This is a genomic window from Xanthobacter aminoxidans (genome assembly GCF_023571765.1).
Classification (GTDB): Bacteria; Pseudomonadota; Alphaproteobacteria; order Rhizobiales; family Xanthobacteraceae; genus Xanthobacter; species Xanthobacter aminoxidans.
In genome coordinates this window covers 157,866-184,517 of sequence record NZ_JAMJXC010000005.1, presented here as the reverse complement: position 1 = coordinate 184,517, position 26,652 = coordinate 157,866, and the positions used below count along the sequence as shown (strand labels likewise).

Here is a 26,652-nt window from a genome sequence, read left to right as displayed (position 1 = left end):
CGACACAGACGCCCGTCTGCCGCTGCGCCGTATGCCCCTCCGGCACCGGCGCGGCCGGGCAGAAAATGGCGCCATCCCTCAAAAATGAACGCAAGATAAGGTGTGACGCGGAAGCCGCGACGCTATAAGGAGCCGATGAGGCGCTCTCCCGGCGGTGGTGCGGGGGGAGCAGCCGCCCCGCCATGGCGCCGACGGGCCCCGTGGCCGAACCCGAGAGTCGAGCGCGAGCAAGAGATGAGCACGAGCCGAGACGCGTCCTTCCTCGATGCCGCACGCCGGGAGCCGCCCGCCGCCTCGTCTGCCCGCCCGCGCCCGCCGGTCATCGACCGCAGCAGCCTCGCCCGCGCCTTCGACGACCTCTCGGTCTATATGAATGCCTGCATCCTCGGTCAGCCGGCCTTCGTGGAACTGCTGCTGATCGCCGTGCTCGCCGACGGCCACCTGCTGGTGGAAGGCGCGCCGGGCCTTGCCAAGACCAAGGCCATCAAGGCGCTGGCCCACGCCATCGACCTCACCGACCAGCGCATCCAGTTCACGCCGGACCTTCTGCCCTCCGACCTCACCGGCACCGACATCTACCGGCCCGAGGACGGCAGCTTCCAGTTCCAGGAAGGGCCGGTGTTCCACAACTTCATCCTGGCAGACGAGATCAACCGCGCGCCGGCCAAGGTGCAGTCGGCGCTCTTGGAAGCCATGGCGGAGCGTCAGGTGACGGTGGGGCGCACCACCCGCCGCCTGCCGCCGCTCTTCATGGTGATGGCGACCCAGAACCCCATCGAGCAGGAGGGCACCTATCCCCTGCCCGAGGCGCAGCTCGACCGCTTCCTCCTGCATGTGCGCATCGACTTCCCTGACCTCGACGCGGAGCGCCAGATCCTGCGCCTCGTGCGCGGCGAGGCCCGGGGCGAGTCGCCGGATTTCGGCGCGCCCTTGCCGCAGGAAGTGGTGTTCGCCGCCCGGCGCGAGGTGCTGGCTGTGCACATGGCGGAGCAGGTAGAGGAATATCTGCTCCAGCTGGTACAGGCGACGCGCCGTCCCGAACTTTACGGTGCGGATCTCCAGGGCCTCGTCGGCTTCGGCGCCAGCCCGCGCGGCACCATCGCCCTCGACCGCTGCGCCCGCGCCCATGCGTGGCGGCGCAAGCGCGATTATGTGATCCCCGAGGACGTGCAGGCCATCGCCAAGCCCGTGCTCCGCCATCGCGTGCTGATGACCTTCGAGGCCGAGGCCGACGGCGTGACCAGCGACGACTTCATCGACCTGCTGCTCGCCCGCGTGCCGGTGGGCTGAGGCGACACACGCCATGGCCGAGCGCGATCCGCTCCGGGGCGTCGTTGCCCGCCTCGCCGACCTTGTGGCGGCGCGTCCGCGCGTCCAGGGCGGCTTCTCGGGCGGCAAGCGCGTCAGCAGCCAGCTCTACGGGGGTCACAGCTCCTCCTTCCGCGGCCGCGGCATGGAGTTCGACGAGGTGCGCGTCTACCATCCCGGCGACGACGTGCGCACCATCGACTGGCGGGTCACGGCCCGCACCGGCAAGACGCACACCAAGCTGTTCCAGGAGGAGCGCGAGCGCCCGGTGCTGGTGCTGGTGGATGCGCGCGCCTCCATGCGCTTCGGCACCCGCGACTGCTTCAAGTCGGTGCTGGCGGCCAAGGCGGCGGCGGTGCTGGCGTGGATCGGCATCGGCGGCGGCGACCGGGTGGGCGGGCTGGTGCTCTCCCCCTCCGGCATCATCGCGCTGCGCGCCGAGCGCACCCGCCGGCGCATCCTCGCCTTCGTGCGCTCCATCGCCGACGCCACCGCCGAGCGCCTCGGCCCGCCCGGCTCCGAACCGACGCTGGGCGAGGCACTGGCCCGTCTGCGGCCGCTGGTGAAGCCCGGCACGCTCATCTTTCTCGTCTCCGATTTCGCCGACCTCGACGAGCACGCCGCCCGCGAACTCGGGCGCATCGCGCTGGACGGGCATGTCACCTGCCTGTTCGTCTATGACCGGCTGGAGACGCAGATGCCCTCCGGCGGCGTCTTCCCCGTCACCGACGGGATAGCGGTCGCCCGCCTCGACGACAGCCGCGCGTCGGCCCGGGATGGCTATGCCCGGCGCTTTGCCGAACGGCGCGGCGCGCTGGAGCGCCTCTGCCGCGAGCGCGGCCTCACCCTGATGGACCTCGAGACCGGCTGCGACCCGGCGGAAGTCCTCAACCCCGAGCGGATGCGGCAGGCGGCGGTCTCGGCGCGCGCGGGCGCAGCCGGGGCGATCGCCCCCGGCGCAGGACGGACGGCGGCGCGATGACCACCCCCGCCATCGCGCCCGCAACCACCGCGCCGGGGGCCGCCGCCGGCCCCACCCAGCTCATTGCGCCCGGCGGTGCTCCGGCGGCGACACCGCCCAATTTCCAGACGCCGGATTTCCTCAACGGAGCGCCGCCCGCCCCACCCGTGCCGGGCTCGGCCGAGGACCCGCTGGCGGCGCTGCGCGACATCCATCTGCCCCCCAACGTGCCCCTCTTTCCGCTGGCGCCGGGCTGGTACGTGCTGGCCGGGCTGGTGGTGCTGGTGCTCATCATCCTCGCCGTGCGCGAATGGCGCTGGCGGCAGACGCTCGCCTACAAGGCCCTGAAGATGTTCGATGCCGAGGTCGGCCGCGCCGAACCGGACGATACCCACGCCGTCGCGGTCGCCGCCTCGGACGTGCTGCGCCGGCTGGTGCGTGCCGAGTCCGGCGAGGCGAAGGCGACGCTCACCGGCGAGGCCTGGGCCCGCCTGCTCGTCACCGGCCGTGCGCCCTTCGCCCCGCGGGAAGCCGCGTTCCTCGCCCGCGCCCCCTACATGCCGGCTCAGACGGCGGAGCAGGTCGCCGCCGGCAGCATCACCCCCGCCACCCTCGCCGACGCGGTGCGGCGCCATATCCGGGTGCGCCGATGATCACGCTCGCCTGGCCCTGGATGCTGGCACTGCTGCCGGTCCCCCTCCTCGCTTACTTCGCGATACCCCGCGCCCGCGAGCAGAAGGCCGGTGCGCTGCGCCTGCCCTTCTTCGCCGCCCTCGCCCGCGCCGGGCTGGTGACGCCGGGCCGGCCGGCGTGGCGCAAGACGCGCCTCGCCGCGCTGGCCTTCATCTGGACCCTGCTCGTGATCGCCGGCGCCCAGCCCATCTATGTGGGCCGGCCGGTGGAGGTTCCGGTGGAGGGGCGGGAGATCATGCTGGTCATCGATCTCTCCGCCTCCATGGCGCAGCGCGACCTTGCCCTCAACCAGCCGATGGACCGGCTGCAGGTGGTCAAGAAGGTGGCGGACGACTTCATCGCCCGCCGCGCCGGCGACCGGGTGGGCCTCATCCTGTTCAGCACCCGCGCCTATGTGCAGGCGCCCCTCACCCTCGACCGCCGGGCGGTGCGCGAACTGCTCGCGCAGGCCACCATCGGCATGACCGGACGCAACACCTCCATCGGCGACGCCATCGGCCTCGCGGTGAAGACCCTGCGCGACGGGCCGGAGAAGGAGCGGGTGGTGGTGCTGCTGACCGATGGCGCCAATACGTCAGGCGTGCTCGATCCGCTCCAGGCCGCGGCCATCGCCGCCAAGGAGCATCTGCGCATCCACACCATCGGCGTCGGCTCCGATGCCGGGGAGTTCGTTCCCGGCGCGCCCATGAACCCGTCCTCGGACTTGGACGAGGGCGCGCTCAAGGCCATTTCCGGCCTCACCGGCGGCAAGTATTTCCGCGCCCGCGACCAGCAGGCGCTCGCCGGCATCTATGCCGAGATCGACAAGCTGGAGCCGGTGGCCGGCGACCCGCAATATGTACGGCCGGCCCTCACCCTGTTCTTCTGGCCGCTCGGCGCCGCGCTGGTCGCGAGCTTCCTGTTCGCCGCCGCTCTGTTGCTGCGGCTGCCGGCCCGCCGCGCGGCCGATGCGCCCGCGCCGCAGGACGGCCCGGCGGCCGATGCCCCGGCCCTGCCGGTTGCGGAGGCGCGCTGATGGCGAGCTTCCACTTCCTGCGGCCGGAATGGCTCCTGGCGCTGCTGCCCGCGGCGATCCTCGCGGGCCTGCTCCACCGCCGCCTGCGCGAGGGCCGCAACGACTGGGCGCGCGAGGTGGACCCGCACCTCCTCGCTCACCTCGCCCTGCCGGGACGGCGCGCCTCGGGCCAATGGCCGGCCGTGCTGCTGTTCGCCGGCTGGGTCGCCGCCGCCTTCGCCATGGCCGGCCCCACTTGGCAGAAGCTGCCGCAGCCGGTGACGGGCCGGCTCGATCCCCTGGTGATCGCGGTCAACCTCTCGCCGACCATGAACGCGCCCGACGCCAGCCCCTCGCGCCTCGTCGCCGCCCGTTACAAGATCGCCGACGTGCTGCAGCAAATGCGCGGCAGCGAGGTGGCGCTGGTGCTCTATTCCGACATCCCCTTTGCCGCCGCGCCGCTGACCGAGGACGCGCACGTGGTGGCGCAGATGCTGCCGGACCTCTCCACCAGCCTCATGCGCGGCAATGCCAACCGCCCGCAGGCCGCCATCGCCATGGCCGTCGACCTGCTGAAGGGGGCCGGGGCGGCCAGCGGGCGCATCCTGCTCGTCACCGACGGGCCGGGCGACGAGCCGGGCAAGACCCAGGCGGCGGCGAAGGCGGCCGCGGCGGAGGGCTACAAGGTCAACGTGATCGGCGTCGGCGCGGATGGCGCCAACGGCGCGCCGGCGGTGGACACCGCCGCCCTGAAGGCCATCGCCACCGCCGGACAGGGGGGCTATACGCCGCTCACCGCCGATGACCGCGACATCGCCGCGGCCCTGCCCCCGGTGGCGACATCGAACGGCGCCGTCACCGACAGCGAAGGCTTCACCGCCGACGTGTGGGCGGACATGGGGCCTTACGTGCTGCTGCTCGCTCTGCTGCTCGCCCCCCTCGCCTTCCGCCGCGGCTGGATCGCCGTCCTCGCCGTCACGGCCCTCGGCGGCCTCGCGACGCCGCAGCGGGCGGAGGCGCAGACGATCCAGGAGACCGTGTCGCAGAACCTGCCGCAGAGCTGGGCCGACCTGTGGTGGCGGCCCGACCAGCAGGGCGCGGCGGACTACGCCCGGGGCGACTATTCCGCCGCCGCGCAGAAGTTCGAAGACCCCGCCTGGAAGGCCGATGCGCTCTACAAGGCCGGCGACTATTCAGGCGCCTCCGCCGCGCTCTCCCGCCTGCCGGGCCGCGACTACAACCGCGGCAATGCGCTGGCGCGCGCCGGGCAGCTCGAGGAGGCGGTGGCCGCCTACGACAAGGCGCTGGCCGCAAACCCCGACAATGCCGACGCCAAATTCAACCGCGACCTCGTGCAGAAGCTGATCGACGCGAAGAAGAAGCAAGAGGAAGACAAGCAGAAGCAGAACCAGGCCGGCGGCGGCGGCGGCGGTGGGCAAGACCAGAACAAGGACCAGAACAAGGACCAGAAGCCCGACCCCAAGTCCGACCAGAAGCAGAAGCAGGACCAGAAGCCCGGCGGGGACAAGCCGCAGGAGGCGCAGAACAGCCCGCAGCCGGGCCCGCTCCCCCCGCCTGCGCCGCTGCCGCCACGCCGTCCGCCCGAGCTGGCACAGCAGCCGCCCGCCCCGCCCCGGCAGCCGCCGCAGGAGCCGCCCCCGCAGGAGCAGGCGCAGCAGGCGCCGCCGCCCGATTCCCCGCCGGCCCAGCCGCCGCTGCAGAATCCCCAGCAGCCTCCGTCCGAGCAGCCGGAGGCCATGGCCGGCGGCATACCCGCCACGCCGGTGACGCCCAAGGAGCCGCCCCCGCCCATGCCGGACGACAAGGGCGACGGGCAGGAGGCGGGCAAGCAGGACCCCAACTCAGCCTTCGCCGCGCCCCCGCCCTCGCCCGCCCAGGTCGCCCAGCCGAAGCCGGCCCAGCCCGCGCCCCAGACGCCGCCGACCGTGGCGTTCAGCGACGACGACCAGAGCCGCGAGCAGGCGCTGCGGCAGGTGCCGGACGATCCCGGCGGGCTGCTGCGCGCGCGCATCCGCTCCCAATATACCGGCGCGCCCGTGTTCCTCTCCGAGGGGGACGCGCAATGATCCGCGCCGCGCTCCGCACAGGCCTGTTCTCCCTCGCCCTCGCGCTGTGGGCGACGGCAGCCCTCGCCGCATCCTTCAAGGCCACGGTGGAAAAGCCGCCGACGGACCAGGGCGACACCTTCGAGCTGGTGCTCAGCGTCATCGGCCGGGACAGCCTGGAGCCGCCCAACATCGCGCCGCTCAACAAGGATTTCGAGATCCTCGACCGCGGCAAGCGCAGCCGCATGGAGAGCCTGAACGGCCGCATGGTGGAGGTGAACGAGTGGGTGCTGACGCTGGCGCCCAAGCGCGCCGGCCATCTCGTCATCCCGGCGCTCACCCTCGGCAGCGAGACGAGCGCGCCCATCGAGATGAACGTGGCGCCCGGCTCCACCGCCGAGCCGCCGGACGACGGCCCCATCGCCCTCTCCGTGGATGTGCTGGGCACGCCACCCTTCTATCTCCAGAGCGAGATTCCCGTGGTCGTGCGCATGTATGACCGCGTGGGCGCCCTGGAGGCGTCGGCCGACCAGCCGGCGGCGGATGGCGCCACCTTCACCCCCGACGGGACGCTGAAGCGCTTTTCCCGCATCTACGGCCGCCAGCGCTACCGCGTGGTGGAGCTGCGCTACATCATGCGGCCGCAGCGCACCGGCACCATCCAGATCTCCTCGGTGGCCCTGCGCGCCTCCATTCCCACGTCCCCGCCGGGCGCGCAGGAGCAGGCGCGGGCGCTGGGCCGCCCCGCCATGCCGTGGCTCGGCGGCGGCTTCGATTCCGGCCGCAAGGTCACGGTGTTCGCCAATCCGGTGGAGGTGACGATCCTGCCCCGCCCGGCCGGCGTCACCGGATGGTTCCTGCCGGCCCGCGCGGTGCGCCTCAAGGAGACCTGGAGCAGCCCGCCGGCCAAGGCCAAGGTGGGTGTCGCCCTCACCCGCACGCTGCGGCTGGAGGTGCAGGGCGCCAGCCCCGCCCAGCTGCCGCCGCTGAAGCCGGCGGAGACGGACGGCGTGCGCCAATATGCCGACGAGGAGCATCCCGAGGCGGCACAGGTGGGCGGCGCGCCCGGCGCGGTCGCCGAAGTCCACATCACCGTCGTGCCCACCCGTGCCGGGTCGATCACGCTCCCCGCCGTCACCGTGCCCTGGTGGAACATCGCCACCAACCGCGCCGAGACGGCCCAGCTGCCGCCGGTGACGCTGCAGGTGGCGGGATCGGCCGATCCTGCCGGTCTCGTCCCGCCCCCGGCGCCGGCGGCGAAGTCCGCGCCCAAGCCGCAGGCGACACCGGCCGACGACGCCCCCCTGCCCTGGCGCGACATCGCCGCCATCGCGCTGGTGGTGGTGATCATCGCCAGCTTCCTGCTGTTTTCCGGCCGGCGCGCCGGACGCAGGGCGAGCGCCATTCCCCAGCCGCCGGAGCGGCCCGTCGCCGCCCCGCCAGCGAGGCCCGGCCGCCCGACACCGACGCGCCCCGCCGTACGCCGGCCGGTCGTGATAGCGCCGGATGAAAGGGCCGCCGCCGGTGCGGTGGAAACCGCGTGCAAGGCCGGACACGCCACGGCCGCCTATCGCGCCTATCTGGACTGGAACCGCGCCTCAGGGCCGGGCCACTCGGGCACAGCCTCAGCCCGCACTCCGGCCATGGCGGCAGCGCTGCATGAGGTCAGCCGCCACCTCTATGCAGGGGAAGGGGACACCTGGGACGGCCGCGGCTTCCGCTCCGCCTTCGCCGCCGAGCGTAAGGCTGCCCTGAAGCCGACGAAGGCACGCACCGCGCGGGGCCTCGCCCCGCTCTATCCGAAGGCGCGCTGAGGGCGGCTGCGCCGCCCCTTCCCAGCCCGCGCGGCGCCTGAGCGAAAGCAACATCAAAACTGCCTGGCGCCTGAGCGAAAGCAACGCTCAGGTCCCGCCCCATACCCGCCGCATGTAATCGGTGAAGACCGTCACGGCCGGCGCGCGCACCGGGGTGGCCCAGGCAGCGCAGGTGATGAGCTTGTCGGCCACGTCGTCGAGATCGCGGATGACGATGCCGCGCCGCTGCAGGTTGCGCACGCAGCTCGCATAGACCGAAACCCCCGCCCCCGCCGCCACCAGCCCGAAGATGCCTTCGGAGGACGACGCCTCCTGCACGATGCGCGGGGTGAAACCGGCGCGGTGGCAGACGGCGAAGAAGGCGGTGCGGAAGGCGCCCCAGTTCTCGCCCGAGCCCAGCACGAACGGCTGGTCGGCAAGGTCCGCGAGGCGCAGCACCCGCACGTTGGAGAGGGGATGGGTGATGGGGAGCAGCGCCACGTAGCGATGGTCGTCGAAGGTGTAGCTCTCCATGCCCGCCTCCTCGAACGGCCCGATCATGAAGCCGATGTCGATGCGCTCCACGAGGAGCGCCTCCTGCTGCTGAAGCGTCGGGGTGAACGACAGCTCCAGCCGGATCTCCGGCCGGTAGCGGCTGAAGGCGTTCAGGAATTCCGGCAGGCGGCCGTTGATGGCGAAGTCCATGTAGCCGATGCGCAGCACGCCCACCTCGCCGCCCGCGGTGCGCCGCGCGCTGGTCACCGCCCGCTCCAGCCGCGCCAGCGCCTCTCGGCTTTCCGCAAGGAAGGCCTTGCCCGCCTCGGTGAGCACCACGGTGCGGGTGGTGCGGGCAAACAGCGGCACGCCGACATCCTGCTCCAGATCGCGGATGAGGCGGCTCATGCCCGGCTGGGTCATGTGGGCGCGCTGGGCGGCGCGGCCGAAATGCAGCTCCTCGGCGAGGATCACGAAGCAGCGGACGTGGCGGAGATCGAAGCGCATGCCTATTAATACCACAAAAGATATCAATAGCGCCGAAATTAGAATTTCCCAAGCCGACTGACCTCGCCCAATCTTCTCCCTGCGAGCCCGGTGGCAACGGGCACAAAACCATCAGGGATCAAGGACATGGCCTTCGAGGAAGACCTCGACGCAGCGCTGACGCGCGCCTTCGAGCAGGCAACCCAGCTTTACCAGCGCAACGGCTTCCAGCGGCGGGTCGGCTTCGGCCGGCGGCCGGCGCTCATCAATGTGGACCTCGCCAATGCGTGGACCCGCCCGGGCAACCCGTTCACCTGCGAGAAGATCGACGACCAGATCATCCCCGGCGTGCAGGCGCTGCTCGCCGCCTGCCGTCGCAACGGCCATCCGGTGGTTCATGTCACCACCTGCTATCAGGTGACGGACGAAACCAAGGCCGCCACCGACATGGGTCTGTGGCACCACAAGATCCCGATCGAGGTGGTGGATCAGGCCAAGCCCGAGCTGTGGGCCATCGACAGCCGCATCGAGCCGGTGGCGGGCGAGCAGGTGCTCATCAAGAAGCGGGCCTCGGCCTTCCACGGCACCTACCTCGCCGGCTTCCTGCGCGCCAACAACGTGGACACCATCCTCGTCACCGGCGTCACCGCCTCGGCCTGCGTGCGCACCACTTTGTGCGACGGCCTTGCGGAAGGCTTCCGCACCATCGCGGTGAAGGAATGCATCGGTGATCGCGTGCCCGGCGCGGTGGCGTGGAACCTGTTCGACATCGACGCCAAGTTCGCCGACGTGGAACCGCTGGAGCGCTGCATCGCCTATCTCGACGAGGCGGGCGGCAAGTCCAAGGCGGCCGCGTGAGGCCGAAGTACTTCTGAAAAGACCTGCCGGTGGCGCCTCCCGCGCCGCCGGCTTTAAGCGTTCGACTTCAAATCATAATCCAGAGGCGAACATGACCAAGCTCATTACCCAGCTCACCGGCGCCCCCTCCCGCCGTGCCGTCCTTGCCGGCCTCGGCGCGGGCGCCACCGCCCTTGCCATGCCCGGCCTCGCCCGCGCGCAGGACAAGACCCTCGTCGTCTCCAACTGGGGCGGCGACTGGAACGAGCGCACCATCAAGTTCGTGGAAGCCCCGCTCGTGGAGAGCCAGGGCATCAAGATCGTCCGCGACCTCGGCATGGAGCCCGAGCGCAAGGCGAAGCTGATCGCCGAGAAGCGGCTGCGCCGCGGCACCATCGACGTCATCCACATCAACGAGGGCGACAGCGTCGAGCTGTACGGGCAGGAGGTGATCGAGAACATCGACTTCTCCAAGGTGCCGAACTACGCGAACGTCGTCCCCGCGCTGAAGTCCAAGCCCTTCTTCGTGCCGTGGCTCTACAGCGGCGTGACCATCATCTACAACAAGGACAAGGTGCCGAACCCGCCCAAGTCCTATGCCGAGCTGTGGGACAAGAAATGGGCTGGCAAGATCGGCCTCACCAACCAGCTCTATTTCAACTACATCATGATGGCTGGCCTGATTAAGGGCGGCAACGTCACCAATACCGAGGAAGGCAAGGCCCGCCTCATCGAGCTGAAGGAACTCACCCAGCCGCGCATCTACGCCGCGCACCAGCAGCTCGGCGCCGGCCTCGTCAATGGGGAGGTGGACATCGCGGTGAACTACAAGGCGCGCGGCCTGCAATGGGCCAATGACGGCGCCCCCCTCGCCATCGGCTATCCCTCCGAGGGCGCCATCGCGGTGATGTTCGGCGCGGCCCTGCCGAAGAAGGCGCCGAGCCCGGATTTGTCCTACATCTATTTCAACGCCATGCTGGACCCGAAAGCCATGGCCGGCCTTGCCGGCGCGAGCTTCTACGCCCCGGCCAACGGCAAGGCGGAGCTTTCGCCCGAACTCAAGGCGAAGGTGGACTTCACCGCCGCCGAGGCCGCCGCACTGAAGTTCCCGGATTATGCGCACGTGGCCAAGAATACGGCGGAATGGCTGGAGTGGTGGAACAAGAACATCGCCCGCTGAGCGAGGCCCCCATGACCTCCTCCGCAAGCTCCGGCGCCACCGCGCCGGTGGCAACAACGTCTCCGCCCGCGCCGAGCGGGCGGGAGGGGCGGCGGCTCGCCCCCGCCTACGGCCTCACGGCGCCGGCCACGATCTTCGTGCTGGTCGCGCTGATGGGGCCTCTGGCGCTCATGTTCCGCTATTCGCTGAACCGGTTCGTGCCGGGGCAGATGATGGTGGAGGCGCTGACGCTGGACAATTACGCCCGCTTCTTCGCCGACAGCTTCTATCAGGAGGTGCTGGGCACCACGCTGTGGATCTCCGCCCTCTCCACCCTGCTGTGCCTCGTGGCGGGCTTCCCGGTCGCCTATTTTCTGGTGCGGCAGGCCAGCGACAAGTGGAAGGGTCGGCTGCTCCTGCTCATCGTGCTGCCCCTCCTCATGGGCAATGCGGTGCGGACGGCGGCGTGGATGGTCATCCTCGGCGACAAGGGGCTGTTCAACGCCGTCATCGGCGCCGTCGGCCTCTCGCCGGTGAAGCTCATGTACACGCCCACCGCCGTGGTCATCGGTCTCGTCTCGGTGTTGCTGCCCTTCATGATCGTGACGCTGCAGAGCGTCATCGAGGGCATCGACGCGAACCTTGAGTCCGCGGCCCAGTCGCTGGGCGCCTCCCACCTCACGGTGCTGTGGCGCGTGGTGCTGCCGCTGGCTCTGCCCGGCATCCTCGCCGGGACGATGCTCTGCTTCATCCTCTCCATGAACGCCTATGCGACGCCCGTCCTCATCGGCGGACCGAGCTTCCACATGATGGCGCCCACCGTCTACCAGCAGGTGGCGAAAGCCATGAACTGGCCGTTCGGCGCGGCGCTCGCCTTCGTGCTGATGGCGGTGACTCTGGTGCTCACCACCACCGCCAACGTCTTGGTGCAGCGCCGCTACCGGCGCTGGAGCGAGTGAGGGACCGATGGGACTTCTCGCCGTCAACCGCATCTATGCCGCCATCACCGCCCTCGTGCTCGCCTTCGTGGTGCTGCCGCTGGGCGCGGTGATCTGGGTCAGCTTCTTCGCCAACCGCATCCTGTCCTTCCCGGCGACGGGCTACACGCTGGACTGGTACGCGCGCGCCTGGCAGCTCGACTCCTTCCGCAACGGCTTCATCACCAGCGTCGAGACGGCGCTGGTGGCGGTGGCCCTCTCGCTGGCGCTCGGCGTGCCGGCGAGCCTCGCGCTGGTGCGCTACCGCTTCCCCGGGCGCGATGCCATCCAGACGCTTCTGCTCTCGCCCATGGTGGTGCCGGGCATCGTCGGGGGCGCCGCGCTGTTCATGGCCTTCATCGAGCTGGAGATCCTGCTGGACGTAGACATCTCCGGCACCCTGCCGGGCCTGTTCGTCGCCCACGGCCTCATCGCCTTGCCGTGGACGGTGCGGCTCGTCACCGCCTCGCTGGTGGGCATGAGCCCGTCCTATGAGGAAGCGGCGCAATCGCTGGGGGCGGGCCGGCTCACCACCTTCTTCCGGGTGACGCTGCCCATCATCAAGCCGGGCATCGTGGCGGCGGCGCTGTTCTCCTTCGTCATCTCCTTCATCGATCTGGAGAAGTCGATCTTCCTCGTGGGGCCGGGGCGCACCACGCTGCAGATCGCGCTCGTCTCCTATCTCGAATGGAACCTGGATTCGACGGTGGCGGCGGTGGCCACCGTGCAGATCCTCATCATCGGCGTGCTGCTCCTCGTCTCGGATCGCTACGCCCGCCTCTCCCGCGCCTTCTGAGGAGCGTGCTCATGTCCGATGTCGTGCTGCAATCCATCGTCAAGCGCTACGACGCCATGACCGCGGTGGACCATGTCTCCCTCACCATCGGCGAAGGCGAGTTGGTCGCTCTGCTTGGCCCCTCGGGCTGCGGCAAGACCACGACGCTGCGCATGGTGGGCGGCTTCATCCCCGTCACCGAGGGGCGCATCCTGGTGGGCGGGCGTGACCTCACCCACCTGCCGCCGAACAAGCGCAACATGGGCTTCGGCTTTCAGAACTACGCGCTGTTCCCACACATGACCATCGCCGAGAACGTCGCGTTCGGCCTGGAAATGCGCAAGCTGCCCAAGGCGGAGATCGCCGCGAAGGTGAAGACCGCCCTCGACCGGGTGAAGCTCTCCCACCTCGCCGAGCGCCTGCCCAAGCAGCTCTCCGGCGGCCAGCAGCAGCGCGTGGCGCTGGCCCGCGCCCTCGTCATAGAGCCGGACGTGCTGCTGCTGGACGAGCCGCTCTCCAACCTCGACGCCCAGCTGCGCCACGAGATGAAGACCGAGATCCGCACCCTGCAGCAGCAGCTCGGCATCACCACCATCTTCGTCACCCATGATCAGGACGAGGCACTGTCGGTGGCTGATCGCGTGGTGCTCATGCGCAATGGCAGGATCGAGCAGCAGGGCTCGCCGGATGATCTCTTCGGCCGCCCCGCCTCGCGCTTCGCGGCCGAGTTCATGGGCGTGACGAACCTGCTGTCCGGCGAACTCGCCGGTGTCGGCCGCTTCCGGCTGGCGAGCGGCGAGGAAGTGCGTGTCGATCCGGCGGGCCTCTCCGGCGAACTTTCCCTCGCGGTGCGGCCGGAGCGGCTGGTGCTGGACGGCGCAGAGGAGGACCACAACGCGCTTCCCGCCGTGGTGGAGCTCGCCACCTACCGCGGCCTCGTCATCGACTATCGCGTGGCCACCGCCTCCGGCCTCGCCCTCATCGCCCGCCGCCCCTCACCCGCCGTGGGCGGCCCCGCACCGCTCAAGCCCGGCCAGCCCGTGCGCGTCTCCTGGCATCCAAACGCCGGAACGCTGGTGGCCGCCTGAGCCTTCCTGAATTTCGTTTCCAATAAAGGGGAAAACCCGGTGTCCGACCTTCACGACAAGCTCATCGTCATCGACGGGCTCATCATCTCCGACTTCTCCCGTCCGGTGTTCGAGGACATGCGCAAGGGCGGCCTCACCGCCGCCAACTGCACCTGCTCCATCTGGGACAATTTCACCGAGACGATGCGCAACATCGCCCGGTGGAAGAAGGATTTCGCGGCGAATGCGGACCTCATCTCGCAGGTCTACACCACCGCCGACATCCTGAAGGCGAAAGAGGAGGGCAAGACCGGCATCATCCTCGGCTGGCAGAACACCACCGCCATAGAGGACCACCTGGAATATCTCGAGCTGTTCCACGAACTGGGCGTGCGCATCATCCAGATGACCTACAACACCCAGAACTGGGTGGGTTCCGGCTGCTACGAGGGCCGCGACAGCGGCCTCTCCGACTTCGGCCGCGACGTGGTGGCGGAGATGAACCGCCTCGGCATCCTGTGCGACCTCTCCCACGTCGGCCCGAAGACCTCCGAAGACACCATCCTCGCCTCCAAGCAGCGCGTCGCCTATTCCCACTGCCTGCCGGCCGGCCTCAAGGCGCATCCGCGCAACAAGACCGACGAGCAGCTGCGCTTCATCGCGGACAAGGGCGGCTTCATCGGCGTCACCATGTTCCCGCCCTTCCTGAAGAAGGGGCCGGCCTCCACCGTCGCGGACTATGTGGAGGCGATGGAATACGTCATCGACATCGCCGGCGAGGACATGGTGGGCGTGGGCACAGACTTCACCCAGGGCTATGGCAAGCCCTTCTTCGACTGGATCACCCACGACAAGGGCAATGGCCGCAAGCTCACCGACTTCGGCGACGTCATCAATCCCGAGGGCTTCCGCGTGATCGGCGACTTCCCCAACCTCACCGCGGCGATGGACAAGCGCGGCTGGTCCACGGGGCGCATCGAGAAGGTGATGGGTGGAAACTGGCTGCAATTGCTGAAGGATGTGTGGGGGAAGTGAGTCGCCGCACCCTAGCGAGGCCCTGATGGCGAAGCCTGAAATCGAGATCGATGTGGACGAGGCCACCGGCCGCTGGTTCGTGGACAAGATGCCCATGATCCTGGTGCCGCAGCACTTCTACAACAACAACCACTTCGCCATCGAGGCGGCGCTGGGGGCCGAGGCGTTCGACGCGACGCTGGCGCCCGCCGGCCGGCTCTCGGCCTTCGTGTGGTGCGAGCGGCAGGCGCAGGTCTATGGCCTCGCCGGCACCGACGTGTTCGCGCACTACATGAAACGGCTGTCGCAGCGCGGGTGGGGGCGCTTCTCCATCCTCGCGCTGGACCCGGTGGCGGGGACCGGGACGATCCGGCTGGATCACTCCTCCTTCGTCACCGAGGCGACCAAGGGCGCGGGCCGCAAGCTCTGCTACATGTTCGCGCCGTGGCTGGCCGGAGCGCTGGAATTCGTCTGCGAGCAGGCAGGCGCACCGCGCCGGATTCAGGCCCGCGAGGCGCAATGCGCCGCCGAGGGCTTCGACCACTGCCTGTTCGAGGTGGCTCCCGCCGCAGATTGAGCGCCAGCCGGCACGCCGGACGCAGAAAAGCCGGGCGACCTCGCGGCCGCCCGGCTTTTCTTTGGATCGATCAGTAGTTGATGGTGGTGCGCACGCCGAACACGGCGGCATTCTTCACAAGCGAGATGCCGAGGGGATCGTTCGGGTTCAGCACGCCGCCACCGGGGTTCCAGATGTACTGGAAGTCGGGCTGGATGGTCCAACCGGGCATCACCTGCGCCGAATAGGTCACTTCCAGCACCGTCTCGCTGCTGCGGATGGGGTAGTAGGACCCGTTGTAGAGGGCGGTGTAGAGGTCGGCCTGCTGGGCCGCGTTGGTCACCCGCGCATTGCCGAAGGCGACGCCGAACGAGTCGTCCTCGCGGCCCGGGACGAGGCCCTTGAAGGTGATGCCGCCATCCCAGTAGAAGCCGAGCTGGTTCTGCTCGCTGGGGGCCGCCGTCACGCGCCCGAAGACGCTGATGCCCTTGTCCTTGGTGCCGGGCTTGCGCCAGATCATCTGGTCGATGATGGCGTAGAAGGCGTAGTCACCCTGGATCTGGTTGGGCAGGCCGATGGAAGCGGGGCTCGCCAGCGGCACGCCGAAGATGTCGTAGACTTGGCTGTTGAACGAATTGGAATTGTACCAGCCACCCACCTTCACGGTGCCGGGCAGCCACGCCGCATTCTCGGCCTTGTTGTAGCTGTAGGCCACTTCGCCGATCACGAACACGCCCTGATCGACGATGAAGTTCAGGCCATACTTGTTCTCTTCCTGGGGGTCGCCGCAGCAGGGCGCGGGGTTGCCGTTGAACAGGCCGACGAGCACCGTCCACTGGTCGTCGGGCACCCACTTCACGCGCACGCCGGGGGTGGCGAGGGGATAGGCGGGACCGCCGCTCGGCAGATCGGCGGCGAACAGGGCCGGCCAGCCGAAGGTGGAGTTCAGGAACAGCGAGCCGTTGTCCGAGATGGCAAATTCCGAATCGGCGGAGAGCTGGCCGAAGCGGATGGAGGACTTGCCGTCACCGAATGCCTGCTCGATGTACAGCTCGAACAGGCGGGTGGTGGAGAGGGCGTCCACGTTGCTGACGCCCATGATGTTGCCGAGATACTGGCCGGAGAAGCCCGAGCCCTGGATCTGCAGCACGCTGGCGTGGAAGGTCGCGCCCTTCCAGTTGAACAGCTTGTCGAGGTCCGCATCGAGGGAGAACTGGAAGCGGCCGTTGTAGGCGGTGCCGGTGCCGAGCCCGCCCTCGGTGTTGCGCCAGAGTTCGCCGATATAGTTCACGCCGATCTTGATGCCGGCTTCCGCCAGCTTGGGACGGTAGCCGCCCCAGTCGCCCAGCCAGCCGAGCTGCGGGGCGATGGAGGGCTCGGCCTCCTCCTCGGCGGGAGCGGCTGCGGCCGGCGCCTTGGTCGCCACGTCGGCCGCGTGCGCGGTGCCGAGCAGGGGTGCGCCCAGCAGCGCACCGGCGGCGACGCCGGCGAGGAGATAGCGGGCAAGGAGGGTCCGCGTACCCGGAAGGTCCCCGCGGCTGCCGCGGGCGGCGGTCCGAAACACGGTGTCCAGCATCTTAAATTCCCCCATCGGCAGAAGGAGCGCAGCAGAAGGCCCGAACTGCCCTACCGCGCCGGCGCGACTACCATGTTACAGCACGGCCTTCCGCAAGGCTGAAAAAGACCCGCAAATCGCCGCTAACGAGGCCGGATTGGGGGCGAGCGGCCATGCTTTGTCAATCAGGTCAGCTCCCTTATTGATATAGAATATCTCTAAACTGGCGGTATGGAGATGACGGGAACTTTTGCCAACCTGAGGAATTCATACCGCGATATCCGATAGTTAGATCGCCCGCCCCGGTTACCGCCAACCTCCACGACCAGCCGGACAGGCCAATGGGCCATGATGGTTCGCTGGCCGATGTGGTAACTATGCAACGCGCCGCGACGGCGACCGGGACGGGAGCGACACGCTGGGCGCCATGACCGACGCCAAATTGACCGACGCCACATTCCTTCTGCTCATCAATGGCGCGATCGGCCTGACATTCGCAGCGGCGTTCCTTGGAACCACCTGGCGCTCGTCGGTGGAGCTGGGGCGCTGGTGCGCCGCGGCCTTCGTCTGCGCCGCCGCCACCGTGCTCATCGAGGCACTGGCGCCGGACATCCCCTCGGTCAGGCTCACCTCGACTCTCTCGTTCGGATCGCTCATGGCGGCGCTGTCCCTGATCGCGGCGGGGCTGCGGCGCCACTACCGACCTGATTCGCACCTCGGCTGGCTCGGCGCGGCGGCGCTCCTCGCGGTGGTCTTCACGGCGCTTGCGGGCGTCGACCTGCCGCGCGGAGGCTGGGCGCAGGCGCTGACCTATCAACTGCCCTTCGCGGCCATCCTCGCGTTCGCCGCCGTCACCGTGCTGCGGCACGCGCCCGGGCGGGCGGTGGATCTTGTCCTCGCCGTCGTGCTGTGGCTCTGCGCTCTGCAGTTCGCAGCGAAAGCGGTGCTCATTCCCCTCGAAGGCGCCGACAACGGGGTGCGGGACTATCTGACGAGCGCCTATGCCCGTTATTCGCAGACCGCCGGCAGCATCCTGTCGCTCATGCTCGGCGTGGCGCTGCTCGCGCTCGTCGTGAGGGAGGTCATCGCCGAGGCCACCGGACGGCTGGAGCGGGACGGCCTCTCCGGCGTCCTCACGCGCACGGCCTTCTTCGAACGCGCGGAGCGCCTCGCGGAAGCCGCGCCGCCGGGCACCCGCATCGGCCTGCTGCTCTGCGACCTCGATCATTTCAAGGCGATCAACGACAGGTTCGGGCACCCGGCCGGCGACGAGGTGATCCGACGGTTCGGCGCGCTGCTCGCCGCCTGCGCGCGCCCGGGGGATCTATGCGGCCGCATCGGCGGCGAGGAATTCTGCCTGCTGATGCCCGCCGCCGATGTCGAGGCCCTCGCCCGCATCGCCGCCGCGCTGAGAACCGGGGCGGAGCAGATGCGCTTCGCCTGGCTGCCGGAGGAGCGGCGCATCACGGCCAGCCTCGGCGGCACGCTGATCGCCCCCGGCGAGCCCCTCGCCTCCGCCATCCGCCGCGCCGACATCGCCCTCTACCAGGCCAAGGCGGACGGCCGGAACCGCTACCGGATGGCGGACCGCCCGGAAGCCGCCTGAGCGCCCTCCCCCAGCGCCGCCGCGCGCGCGAGCAGCCGCTTGGCCGAGAGATAGAACGGCACCTCGATGATGAGATCTCCCAGCCGCGCCCGGTCCTGACCGGCGGCGCGGGCCACTTCGAAGGCCGCGACGATCTCCCCCGCCTCGGCGACAGCGGCGGCGGAAGGGGTCATCACCGTGTTGATGAGCGCGATGTGGCCGGGCTCCACGGCGCTCTTGGCGCTGTAGCCCAGCGCCCGGCCGGCGCGGGCGTCGGCCTCGCAGCCCTCCAGATCGGCAAAGGTGTAGGGGCAGTCGATGGAGAGCACCTTCGCCGCCCGTGCCTCCAGATGCAGGCGCTGGCGGGCATAGGCCAGCTCCACGGCCGCCCGGCTGCGCGGCGCGTCGAGGTCTTCCGCCAGATCCTCGGTGGAGCACAAAACGGCCGTCACGCGCGGGCTGGCGGTGGCGATGGCATAGGTCTGCATGATGCCGCGCGCGGTCTCGATGTTGGGCACGATCTCGATGGCGCCCGGCGGCAGGCCGAGCCGCGCCTCGTGGCGGCTGATCTCCGCATCCAGCGCGATGACCTGAGCGGGCTCGGCGATCTTGGGCAGGTGGATGGCGTCCGGCCGCCCCGCGATCACGCCCGCGAGGTCGGCGAGGCCGTCCCCCTCCAGCGGATTGATGCGCACGCACGCCACGATGCCCGCCGCGCGCCATGCCGCCATCACCTCCGCAGACAGGGACCGCGCCGCGGCCCGAAGCTCCGGCGGCGTGAAATCCTCCAGTTCCTGGATCAGCGCATCCGCGCCGCAGGACATCGCAGCCATCAGTGCACTCTTGTCGCCACCGGGCGCGAACAGCCAGCTGCGCCGGAGCGCCGGCGGCCGGCGCGTGCTGTCCTGCCGTGCGGTGGTCTTCTGTTCTGTCGCCGACATGGGTCTTCCTCTCCCGAGGCGGCGAGATGAGCCGGAACGCGGCCGGCGCACAAGAGGCGGCGCGGTGGGCTTTGGGGCCGCGTCACGTCCCCGGATGGGCGCCGCGGAGCTTTTCGGCGAGGAAATCCACGAAGACGCGCACGCGGGCCGGCGTGTTGGCGCCGCCTACGAAAACCGCGTGGATGCTTTCCTTGTCCTGCGGGTTGAACGCTTCGAGCAGCGGCACCAGCGCGCCGCTGGCGAATTCGCCGCGCGCATTGGCTTCATCGATGTGGAAATTGCCGACGCGGGTGATGCCCACGCCCTGCGCGGCGAGCTGCACCAGCGTCTCGCCGTTGTTGGCGGTGATGTTGCCCTTCACCTCCAACATGTAGTCGCGCCCGTCCTCGCGGAACGGCCAGCCAGGCTCGATGCGGCGGAAGCTGAAATCGAGGCAATTGTGGTGGGAGAGGTCGGCCGGCACGCGGGGCGTGCCGTGGCGGGCGAGATAGGACGGCGCGGCGATGACGGTACGCCCCGTCTCGCCGAGGCGGCGGGCGGTCAGCGGGCTGTCGGCGAGGGGGCCGAAGCGGATGGCCACGTCCACCCGCCCGCCGAGCACGTCGGCGATCTCGTCGCTCAGCTCCATCTCCACCTCGATATCCGGATAGCGCGCCACGAATTCGCCGAGCAGCGGCACAATGACGAGGCGGCCATGGGCCATGGAGGCGCTGACGCGGATACGCCCGCGCGGATTGGCGCGGTCGGCCAGCGCCGCCTCCGTCTCGTCGATGTCCGCAAGGATGCGCCGGGCAGCGCGGGCATAGGCCTCGCCTTCCGCCGTGAGGCGCAGCTGCCGGGTGGTCCGCACCATCAGGCGCACGCCGAGCCGCGCCTCGATGCGGGCCAGGATGCGGCTCACAGCCGAGGGGGTCAGGCCCAGCTCGCGGGCTGCCCCGGAGAGGCTGCCGGCACACGCGACCTTAAGGAAGGCGGCCATCTCTCCGGTCCGGTCGGGGCGGTCCATTCGTGACTCCGGCGCACAGATGCTGGTCTCGGATGCTCTCTATTGCTGCACTGCAATGTCAACCATATTCCGGGACAACACGATCTGCCCCGGAGTTCCTCCCATGAAGATCAATCTGCCGCTGGTGGCGCTCGCCATCGGCGCCTTCGGCATCGGCGTCACAGAATTCTCCCCCATGGGGATGCTGCCGATCATCGCCACGGACCTCGGCGTCTCCATCCCCGCCGCCGGCCTGCTGGTCAGCGCCTATGCCTTCGGCGTGCTGGTGACCGCGCCCATCATGACGCTCGCCTTCGCCAGCATGCCCCGCCGCCGGCTGCTGGTGCTCTCCATGGGCATCTTCACCGTGGGCAACCTCATCTCCGCCTTCGCTGACGGCTACTGGATGCTGCTCGCCGGCCGCATCGTCACCTCGTTCAACCACGGCGCCTTCTTCGGCGTCGGCGCGGTGGTGGCGGCGAGCGTGGTGCCGGCGCATAAGCGCGCCGGGGCGGTCGCCGCCATGTTCTCGGGCCTCACCATCGCCACCATTGGCGGCGTACCGCTCGCCGCCTGGGTGGGCGAGGCCATCGGCTGGCGCATGGCCTTCTTCGGCATTGCCGTGATCGGCGCCATCGCCATGCTGGCGGTGCGCCTCTCCCTTCCTCCGCTGGAGGTTCAGGGCGAGAGCGACATGCGCTCCGAGCTGAAGGTGCTCATGCGCGGTCCTGTGCTCTCCGCCTTGCTGCTGACGGTGGTCAGCTCCAGCGCCATGTTCACCGTCTTCACCTATATCGCGCCGATCCTGCAGGTGGAGACCGGCGCCGCCTCCGGCTTCGTCACCGCCATGCTGGTGGTCTACGGGCTGGGTCTCGCGCTGGGCAACTGGCTGGGCGGGCGCTTCGCCGACCGCTCGCTCGACGGCACGCTCATCGGCTCGCTGACGGCGGTGGCGGTGCTCCTCGTGCTGTTCGTGCCGGGCATGCACTCGCATGTCGCCACGGTGCCGCTGGTCTTCCTGTGGGGCATCGCCAGTTTCGCCCTCGTGCCGCCGCTCCAGATGCGGGTGGTGCACGAGGCGGCCGAAGCGCCGCACCTGGCCTCAGCCATGAACATCGGCGCCTTCAACCTCGGCAATGCGCTGGGCGCGGCGCTGGGCGGCGCGGTGATCGATGCCGGCCTCGGCTATCCCGCCGTCTCCCTCGCCGGCGCCGGCACCGCCCTCGCGGGCCTCGCCTTCACCCTGCTGCTGCGGCGTGGCCGCCGGGGGCTCGAAGCCGCGCCCGCCCGGGGCTGATGAGGACCAGGGATGGCCGCTACGGAAGCGGCCATCCATTCCCCAACGGAAAAGACCGGCGCCGGATTCTTCTACTGAGCGCGGAAGGGACGCGCCCCCTCCGTATCATCCCGAGGGGGACCGGCGTGGCCGTGGAAATGCCTTAGTGCAGCGCATGGTGGTGCCGTGCGCCCTCAGGCGCACCACTTCCCCGGACGGTCGATGCGCGTTCTCATTCTCGAAGACAATTCCCGCTTGCGGGCGCTGACGGCCGGAGCCCTGCGCGCCGCCGGCTTCGCCACCGACGCCTTCGAGACCCTCGCCGACGCCCGTGCGGCCGCCGAGACCACCGCCTATGACTGCATCGTGCTCGACCTCGGCTTGCCGGACGGCGACGGCATGGATCTGCTGGAAGCGCTGCGCCGGCGCGGCTCCTCGACGCTGGTGCTGCTGCTGACGGCGCGGGACGACAAGGCCTCCGTAGTGCAGGGCCTCAACCGGGGCGCCGACGACTATCTGCGCAAGCCGTTCGACGTGGACGAGCTGATCGCCCGCATCCGCGCCCTGCTGCGCCGTCCGGGCACCGCCTTCCAGACGGTCCTTGCGGAAGGCAACATCGCCCTCGATCCCTCCGAGCGGCGCGCCGTGGTGGATGGCACGGCCATCGACTTCAGCCGCCGCGAGGTCGGTGCGCTGGAGATGCTGATGCGCTCCTCCGGTCGGGTGGTGCAGAAGTCCGCGCTTGAGGAAGCGCTCTACGGCTATGACGAGGAAGTCAGCGTCAACGCCATCGAGGTGCTGGTCCACCGGCTGCGCAAGAAGCTCTCCGGCGCTGGCGCCAACCGGGAAATCGTGACCCTGCGCGGCATCGGCTATCTGCTGGCGGAGCCGCGGGCATGAGGCAAGAGCCGTGAAAATCCTGCCCCGCGACGTGTTCGGCCGGCTGGTGCTGGGCCTCGTGGGGGTGAGCCTCGTCGCGGTGGCGGTTGGCGCGTTCTATCTCTACACCCGCTTCCACAACACCCATTCGCTGTTCTTCGAGGGCACGCTGCAGGCCTTCATCGGCGACATCGCCGACGACATCCATGTCGTCGACGGCAAGCTCACCGCCAATGTCGACGCCACCACCCGTCAGCGCATTGCGGATGAATCCGGGCGCTACGTCATCCTCGACGAAAAGGGGAGCATCGTCGCCGCCTCGCCCGGCGTGACGGAGCGCTTCACCTCCTTCCGCACCGACCGCCCGCTCTATTTCTGGATTCCAAGGCAGGCGGAGGAAGGCGAATATTACGGCCTCTCGGCCCGCATTCCCGATGTACCGGTGCCGGTCTACGTGCAGCTGATGTTCCCCAAGGGGCACATCATCTTCGAGTCGGTGCTGCACGAATTCATGAAGGACATCGCCTGGATCTGGCTGCCCTTCCTGCTCGCCATTCTCGCGGTCAACGTCATCGTCGTGCGCATCGCCCTCGCCCCCCTCTCGCAGACGGTGGAGGAGGCGCGCGCCATCCAGCCCGGCGGGCCGGCGACACTCACCGAGAAGGGCCTGCCGGACGATCTTCTGGCGCTGGTGCGCACGGTGAACGCCGCCTTTGAGCGGCTGCGGGAGGCCCATCGCCTTCAGGAGGAGTTCGTCGCCGACATGGCGCACGAGCTGCGCACCCCGCTTGCCGTGATGAAGGCCGAGTTGGCGACTATGAAGGACCCGCACGCCCGCATCCTCGAACACGACCTCGGCGCCATGGAGCGTCTGGTGGAGCAGTTGCTCGACCGTGCGCGGGTCGGCCGCTTCAATCTCGAGACGGGCAAGATCGTAGACCTCAGGGAGGTGGCGCGCGAAGCCTGCGCCTTCCTCGCCCCGCGCATCGTTGGCCGGGGCCGGATGATCGAGGTGATCGCGCCGGATGTCCCGGTCCTCGTGGCTGGCGGGCGGGACGACGTGTTCCGGGCCGTGCGCAATCTGGTCGAGAACGCCCTGGAGCACACGCCCGACAAGGGGCTGATCTCGGTGGAGATCACCGGCGAACCGGCCATCGTCGTGCGCGATCAGGGACCGGGATTTCCCGCACAGGTGCTCGACCGCGAGGCCCGCCGCAGCGGGCGGGTGCGCAGCGAGCGCCGGGAGGGGGTGGGCCTTGGCCTCTCCATCGTGGAGCGCACCATGATGGCGCACGGTGGCGACCTCACCTTGTCCAACGATCCCGGCCCGGGCGGCCGCGCCATCATGCGCTTTCCCGATGCCGGCTGGCTGCCGGCGGCCTGACCGCTCACGCAGCCCGTGCGACGGCGACCAGCCCCTCGACCCCGAACGGCAGCCGATGGGCGACGACGCGGATATCCGCATCGCGGAATCCGCCTTCGACGAGGAGGCGCCGCAGCCCGGCCGCGTCATAGGTCCGGTGGGTATCCGCGCCGGCGAACGGCCAGCGCGCCATGGTCGATCGGTCCGTCACGTAGAGCACCGCGCGCCCGCCGGGTTTCAGCACCCGCCGGATCTCGGACGCCGCGGCGCCCCCCGCATCGAAGAAATAGGCGACATTGACGGCGAGCACTCCGTCGAAGCTCGCACCGGCCCACGGAAGAGCGCGGAAGTCCCCCTCCCTCAGCTCCACCTGACCGCCCGCGACGGCACGGCGATTGCGAGACGCCGCCAGCCGGAGCATGGCCGGCGAGCCCTCGATGCCGGCCACATGGCCACCCGGCACGCACTCCGCCAATGCCGCGATGCCGGCGCCGGGCCCGAAGCCGATTTCCAGCACGCGGTCCCGCTGCGCGGGGCGAAGGGCCCCGATGGCCAGCCGGTAAGGCGCGCGATTGGCGAGCGACATCGCTCGCGCCACCAGCACGCCCCCTCCCCCCTCGGGGTGGGCAAGCTGGTGGCCGAGCCAGTGCCACAGGGGGGCGACGCCCGCGGAGGCGATGTTCGCCATCAGTGCTTCGCCTTGATCTGTTCGAGCTTCTCGGTGATGACCAGTCGGCGGTTCTCGTCCCACACCTTCCGGTCCGCGCGCACGGGAATGGCGAGCGCGTGGATGAACGCATCGCGGGCCTTCCCATACTCGCCCTGGGTCATCAGGAAATCGCCGTAGAAATACCAGGCGTCGAGCCCGTCCGGCGCGGTCCTGGTGGCTTGCTCCAGCAGCGCCCGCGCCTTCGCCTTGTCGCCGAACGCCACCGGGAAGCCGGGCACCCGGTAGTAGAGCACGCCGAGGCTGGTGGGCGCGCCGGCATCGAGCACGGTGGGGTTCATCTTGTAGGCCTTCTCCAGCGTGTCGCGGGCGCGGGAGGCGAGCGACAGCGCCGAGATGGGATTGACCAGGGAGGCGCGCTCGCTGGTGACGATGCCGTCCCAGATCAGCACTTCCACCCGATCGGGATATTTGGCGGCGAGGCTGTCGGCATCGGTGCCGAGGGCGGTCATCTCGTCGGTCTGCTTGGCGCCTTCGGGCACGGTGAACTTGATGGTCTCCCATCGGGTCTGGATCTGCTTCACCTGCCCGAGCACCGGGTCGTCGGCGGGGGTGGAAGCGGCGGGGGCCGCATGGGCGGAAACGGCGAAAGTGGCGGAGAGAAGGGCGCCGAGGAAGAGGGTTGCGCGCATGGTGATGTCCTTGGTGTGCAATGCGTGGATGTGATCCGTCGGCTCAGGCACCGGAGCGCGCGAGGGACCGGTCGATCGCCTTCGGGAACAGGCGCTGGAGCAGCACGAACAGGCGCTCGGGTCCGGCGGGATAGACGGCATCGCGGCCCGCATCCACCGCCCGCCAGATGTGGGCGGCGACCTTCTCCGGCGTATCGAGGCGCATGCCGGTTCTGGCGATGAGGTCACTGAAGGCCGCCGCCGCATCGGTCTGCGTCGCCCGCGGCGCCGCATAGGTGACGGCAATGCCGCGCCCCTTCCATTCCCGCCGCAGCGCGCTGGAATAGCCGCGCAGGGCGAACTTGGAGGCGGAATAGGCGGCAAAGCCGGGATAGGCGATGTCGCCGAACACCGAGCCCACGTTCACCACCCGCGACGGCCGGGCGGCGGCCAGCAGCGGGGCGAGATCCCGCGTCAGCGCCATGGGGGCGATGACGTTGGTGCGGAACAGATTTTCCAGCACCGCGTCGGCCATCTCCTCCACATCGCCCCCATCCACGCGGCCGGCATTGTTGAACAGGAGGTCGAGCCGGCCCCAGGCCTGCTTCAGCCCGGCGGCGATGCGCGCACGATCCTCCGCGCGGGTGAGATCGGCCGGGATGACGATGGGGCGGGCGGAGGGCGGCAGCGCCGCCGCCGTCTCCTCCAGCGCCGCCGCGCGGCGGCCGCACACCGCCACGAACATGCCGCGCCGGCCGGCCTCCAGCGCCAGCGCCCGGCCGATGCCGGAGCCGCCGCCGGTGACGAGCACGCACTTCACCTCGCGCGGCAATCCCGTGCGCGGCGCGCCCTGGCCCGATATGTCCTCACGCCGCATAGCTCAGCTCCGCGCGGGCGCCAAGCTCGCGGAAGATGTCGCCGTAGAGGCGATAGAACATCCTCGAATGGTCGATGATGATGTCCTGAACGGCCGTATCCTCGATGCCGTCCACCAGCGCGCGGAAGAAGGCCACGTGTTCCTGATCGAGGCTGCCGTGGGAGGTGAGGTAGGAGAAGCCGGCGCCGCCCGCGCTCCCGAACGTCTTGGCCAGCGTCGCCGCGAGCTGGTCGGCGAGCAGCACCGACATGCCCTCCAGCACATGCACACTGCCGAGCATGGCATAGGGGCTCACATGCTCGATGGCGTAATAGGTGAAGCCCACCATCACGCGGCAGGCCTGCCCCGGCTGGCCGGTGCGGACCGCCTCGGCATCGCCGCCCATGGCGCGGATGTCATCGAGGATCCATTTCTCGTGCCCGCGCTCCTCCTCCATGTATTCGAGGAGGGCTGCCTGATAGCGCTCGTCCGTGGTGCGGGAGGCCGCCAGCGCCAGCAGCGGGAAGGTATGCTTCACGTGGTGGTACGCCTCGCCGAGGAAGGCGAGATAGAGCGCGCGGGTGCCCCCCGTGCGGGGCGCGTTGGCGACCAGGGGAATGGCGAGGAAGCTCTCGCGCGCGGCGGCGGTCTCGCGGGTCAGGCGTTCGTGGAAGCTCATGGCCGTTGCCTTTC

General features: G+C 69.7%; 25 protein-coding genes. 17 read left to right on the top strand and 8 right to left on the bottom strand.

The features are described from left to right. Nucleotides 1–369 precede the first annotated feature (369 nt). The 6 genes from EJ105_RS10600 to EJ105_RS10575 are packed head-to-tail and all read left to right on the top strand — an operon-like array spanning nucleotide 370 to nucleotide 7,836. On the top strand, nucleotides 370–1,290 hold the full coding sequence (locus EJ105_RS10600) for an AAA family ATPase (protein ID WP_051460815.1): 921 nt from the start codon (nucleotides 370–372) through the stop codon (nucleotides 1,288–1,290). Nucleotides 1,291–1,303: 13 nt separating this feature from the next. Next, entirely contained in the window at nucleotides 1,304–2,290 is a 987-nt protein-coding gene (locus EJ105_RS10595; RefSeq protein ID WP_250166301.1) for a DUF58 domain-containing protein, read from the top strand. Beyond that, the gene (locus tag EJ105_RS10590) at nucleotides 2,287–2,922 is read left to right on the top strand and encodes a DUF4381 domain-containing protein (RefSeq protein WP_250166300.1); all 636 of its coding nucleotides are present in this window, start codon (nucleotides 2,287–2,289) and stop codon (nucleotides 2,920–2,922) included. Before EJ105_RS10595 ends, EJ105_RS10590 begins: the two co-directional genes overlap by 4 nt. Then, nucleotides 2,919–3,977 carry a vWA domain-containing protein gene (locus tag EJ105_RS10585; RefSeq protein WP_250166299.1) on the top strand — a complete coding sequence of 353 codons (1,059 nt, stop codon included), beginning with the start codon at nucleotides 2,919–2,921 and terminating at the stop codon, nucleotides 3,975–3,977. Before EJ105_RS10590 ends, EJ105_RS10585 begins: the two co-directional genes overlap by 4 nt. Then, nucleotides 3,977–6,043 carry a VWA domain-containing protein gene (locus EJ105_RS10580; protein ID WP_250166298.1) on the top strand — a complete coding sequence of 689 codons (2,067 nt, stop codon included), beginning with the start codon at nucleotides 3,977–3,979 and terminating at the stop codon, nucleotides 6,041–6,043. Before EJ105_RS10585 ends, EJ105_RS10580 begins: the two co-directional genes overlap by 1 nt. Further along, nucleotides 6,040–7,836, top strand: coding sequence for a BatD family protein (locus tag EJ105_RS10575; RefSeq protein WP_250166297.1), 1,797 nt, complete (start codon nucleotides 6,040–6,042; stop codon nucleotides 7,834–7,836). The genes EJ105_RS10580 and EJ105_RS10575 overlap by 4 nt, the downstream gene beginning before the upstream one ends. Nucleotides 7,837–7,923: 87 nt before the next feature. Here EJ105_RS10575 and EJ105_RS10570 read toward each other — a convergent pair whose 3' ends face one another. Continuing rightward, nucleotides 7,924–8,817: a LysR substrate-binding domain-containing protein gene (locus tag EJ105_RS10570; protein WP_250166296.1), complete on the bottom strand. Its 894-nt coding sequence runs from the start codon at nucleotides 8,815–8,817 to the stop codon at nucleotides 7,924–7,926. A gap of 126 nt (nucleotides 8,818–8,943) precedes the next feature. Between EJ105_RS10570 and EJ105_RS10565 the strand changes: the two genes are divergently transcribed. The 7 genes from EJ105_RS10565 (at nucleotide 8,944) to EJ105_RS10535 (ending at nucleotide 15,202) form a co-directional block, all read left to right on the top strand. Beyond that, the gene (locus EJ105_RS10565) at nucleotides 8,944–9,654 is read left to right on the top strand and encodes an isochorismatase family protein (RefSeq protein ID WP_250166295.1); all 711 of its coding nucleotides are present in this window, start codon (nucleotides 8,944–8,946) and stop codon (nucleotides 9,652–9,654) included. A 91-nt stretch (nucleotides 9,655–9,745) separates the two neighbouring features. Then, nucleotides 9,746–10,813, top strand: a complete 1,068-nt coding sequence (locus EJ105_RS10560) for an ABC transporter substrate-binding protein (RefSeq protein ID WP_250166294.1) — start codon at nucleotides 9,746–9,748, stop codon at nucleotides 10,811–10,813. An 11-nt stretch (nucleotides 10,814–10,824) separates the two neighbouring features. Continuing rightward, a complete protein-coding gene (locus tag EJ105_RS10555; protein ID WP_250166293.1) occupies nucleotides 10,825–11,751 on the top strand; it encodes an ABC transporter permease in 927 nt (308 codons plus the stop codon). A 7-nt stretch (nucleotides 11,752–11,758) separates the two neighbouring features. Continuing rightward, nucleotides 11,759–12,565: an ABC transporter permease gene (locus EJ105_RS10550; RefSeq protein WP_029554920.1), complete on the top strand. Its 807-nt coding sequence runs from the start codon at nucleotides 11,759–11,761 to the stop codon at nucleotides 12,563–12,565. Nucleotides 12,566–12,576: 11 nt separating this feature from the next. Beyond that, entirely contained in the window at nucleotides 12,577–13,632 is a 1,056-nt protein-coding gene (locus EJ105_RS10545) for an ABC transporter ATP-binding protein (RefSeq protein WP_250166292.1), read from the top strand. A gap of 39 nt (nucleotides 13,633–13,671) precedes the next feature. After that, nucleotides 13,672–14,646, top strand: coding sequence for a dipeptidase (locus EJ105_RS10540; RefSeq protein ID WP_250166291.1), 975 nt, complete (start codon nucleotides 13,672–13,674; stop codon nucleotides 14,644–14,646). A 25-nt stretch (nucleotides 14,647–14,671) separates the two neighbouring features. Further along, a complete protein-coding gene (locus EJ105_RS10535; RefSeq protein ID WP_250166290.1) occupies nucleotides 14,672–15,202 on the top strand; it encodes a 4-vinyl reductase in 531 nt (176 codons plus the stop codon). A gap of 70 nt (nucleotides 15,203–15,272) precedes the next feature. Here the strand turns inward: EJ105_RS10535 and EJ105_RS10530 are convergent, their stop codons facing one another. Then, complete coding sequence (locus EJ105_RS10530; RefSeq protein WP_250166289.1) at nucleotides 15,273–16,757, bottom strand: carbohydrate porin; 1,485 nt, start codon at nucleotides 16,755–16,757, stop codon at nucleotides 15,273–15,275. 406 nt (nucleotides 16,758–17,163) lie between these two features. Between EJ105_RS10530 and EJ105_RS10525 the strand changes: the two genes are divergently transcribed. After that, nucleotides 17,164–18,342 carry a GGDEF domain-containing protein gene (locus EJ105_RS10525; RefSeq protein ID WP_250166288.1) on the top strand — a complete coding sequence of 393 codons (1,179 nt, stop codon included), beginning with the start codon at nucleotides 17,164–17,166 and terminating at the stop codon, nucleotides 18,340–18,342. Here EJ105_RS10525 and EJ105_RS10520 read toward each other — a convergent pair. Next, on the bottom strand, nucleotides 18,309–19,262 hold the full coding sequence (locus tag EJ105_RS10520) for an HpcH/HpaI aldolase/citrate lyase family protein (RefSeq protein ID WP_250166287.1): 954 nt from the start codon (nucleotides 19,260–19,262) through the stop codon (nucleotides 18,309–18,311). The two genes, EJ105_RS10525 and EJ105_RS10520, sit on opposite strands and share 34 nt — an antisense overlap. 82 nt (nucleotides 19,263–19,344) lie before the next feature. Next, the gene (locus tag EJ105_RS10515; protein ID WP_250166286.1) at nucleotides 19,345–20,268 is read right to left on the bottom strand and encodes a LysR family transcriptional regulator; all 924 of its coding nucleotides are present in this window, start codon (nucleotides 20,266–20,268) and stop codon (nucleotides 19,345–19,347) included. A gap of 103 nt (nucleotides 20,269–20,371) precedes the next feature. Between EJ105_RS10515 and EJ105_RS10510 the strand changes: the two genes are divergently transcribed. The 3 genes from EJ105_RS10510 (at nucleotide 20,372) to EJ105_RS10500 (ending at nucleotide 23,786) form a co-directional block, all read left to right on the top strand. Then, nucleotides 20,372–21,544: an MFS transporter gene (locus EJ105_RS10510; protein ID WP_250166285.1), complete on the top strand. Its 1,173-nt coding sequence runs from the start codon at nucleotides 20,372–20,374 to the stop codon at nucleotides 21,542–21,544. Between the two features lie 201 nt (nucleotides 21,545–21,745). Next, on the top strand, nucleotides 21,746–22,423 hold the full coding sequence (locus tag EJ105_RS10505) for a response regulator transcription factor (RefSeq protein WP_250166284.1): 678 nt from the start codon (nucleotides 21,746–21,748) through the stop codon (nucleotides 22,421–22,423). A 10-nt stretch (nucleotides 22,424–22,433) separates the two neighbouring features. After that, entirely contained in the window at nucleotides 22,434–23,786 is a 1,353-nt protein-coding gene (locus tag EJ105_RS10500; RefSeq protein WP_250166283.1) for a sensor histidine kinase, read from the top strand. A 4-nt stretch (nucleotides 23,787–23,790) separates the two neighbouring features. Here EJ105_RS10500 and EJ105_RS10495 read toward each other — a convergent pair whose 3' ends face one another. Genes EJ105_RS10495 through EJ105_RS10480 form a run of 4 tightly spaced genes read right to left on the bottom strand, consistent with a single transcriptional unit; the run spans nucleotide 23,791 to nucleotide 26,638 of the window. Further along, entirely contained in the window at nucleotides 23,791–24,453 is a 663-nt protein-coding gene (locus EJ105_RS10495; protein WP_250166282.1) for a class I SAM-dependent methyltransferase, read from the bottom strand. Continuing rightward, entirely contained in the window at nucleotides 24,453–25,124 is a 672-nt protein-coding gene (locus tag EJ105_RS10490; RefSeq protein WP_250166281.1) for a tetratricopeptide repeat protein, read from the bottom strand. The genes EJ105_RS10495 and EJ105_RS10490 overlap by 1 nt, the downstream gene beginning before the upstream one ends. Before the next feature lie 43 nt (nucleotides 25,125–25,167). Then, on the bottom strand, nucleotides 25,168–25,980 hold the full coding sequence (locus EJ105_RS10485) for an SDR family NAD(P)-dependent oxidoreductase (protein ID WP_250166280.1): 813 nt from the start codon (nucleotides 25,978–25,980) through the stop codon (nucleotides 25,168–25,170). Next, complete coding sequence (locus tag EJ105_RS10480) at nucleotides 25,970–26,638, bottom strand: iron-containing redox enzyme family protein (RefSeq protein WP_250166279.1); 669 nt, start codon at nucleotides 26,636–26,638, stop codon at nucleotides 25,970–25,972. The genes EJ105_RS10485 and EJ105_RS10480 overlap by 11 nt, the downstream gene beginning before the upstream one ends. Nucleotides 26,639–26,652 lie beyond the last annotated feature (14 nt).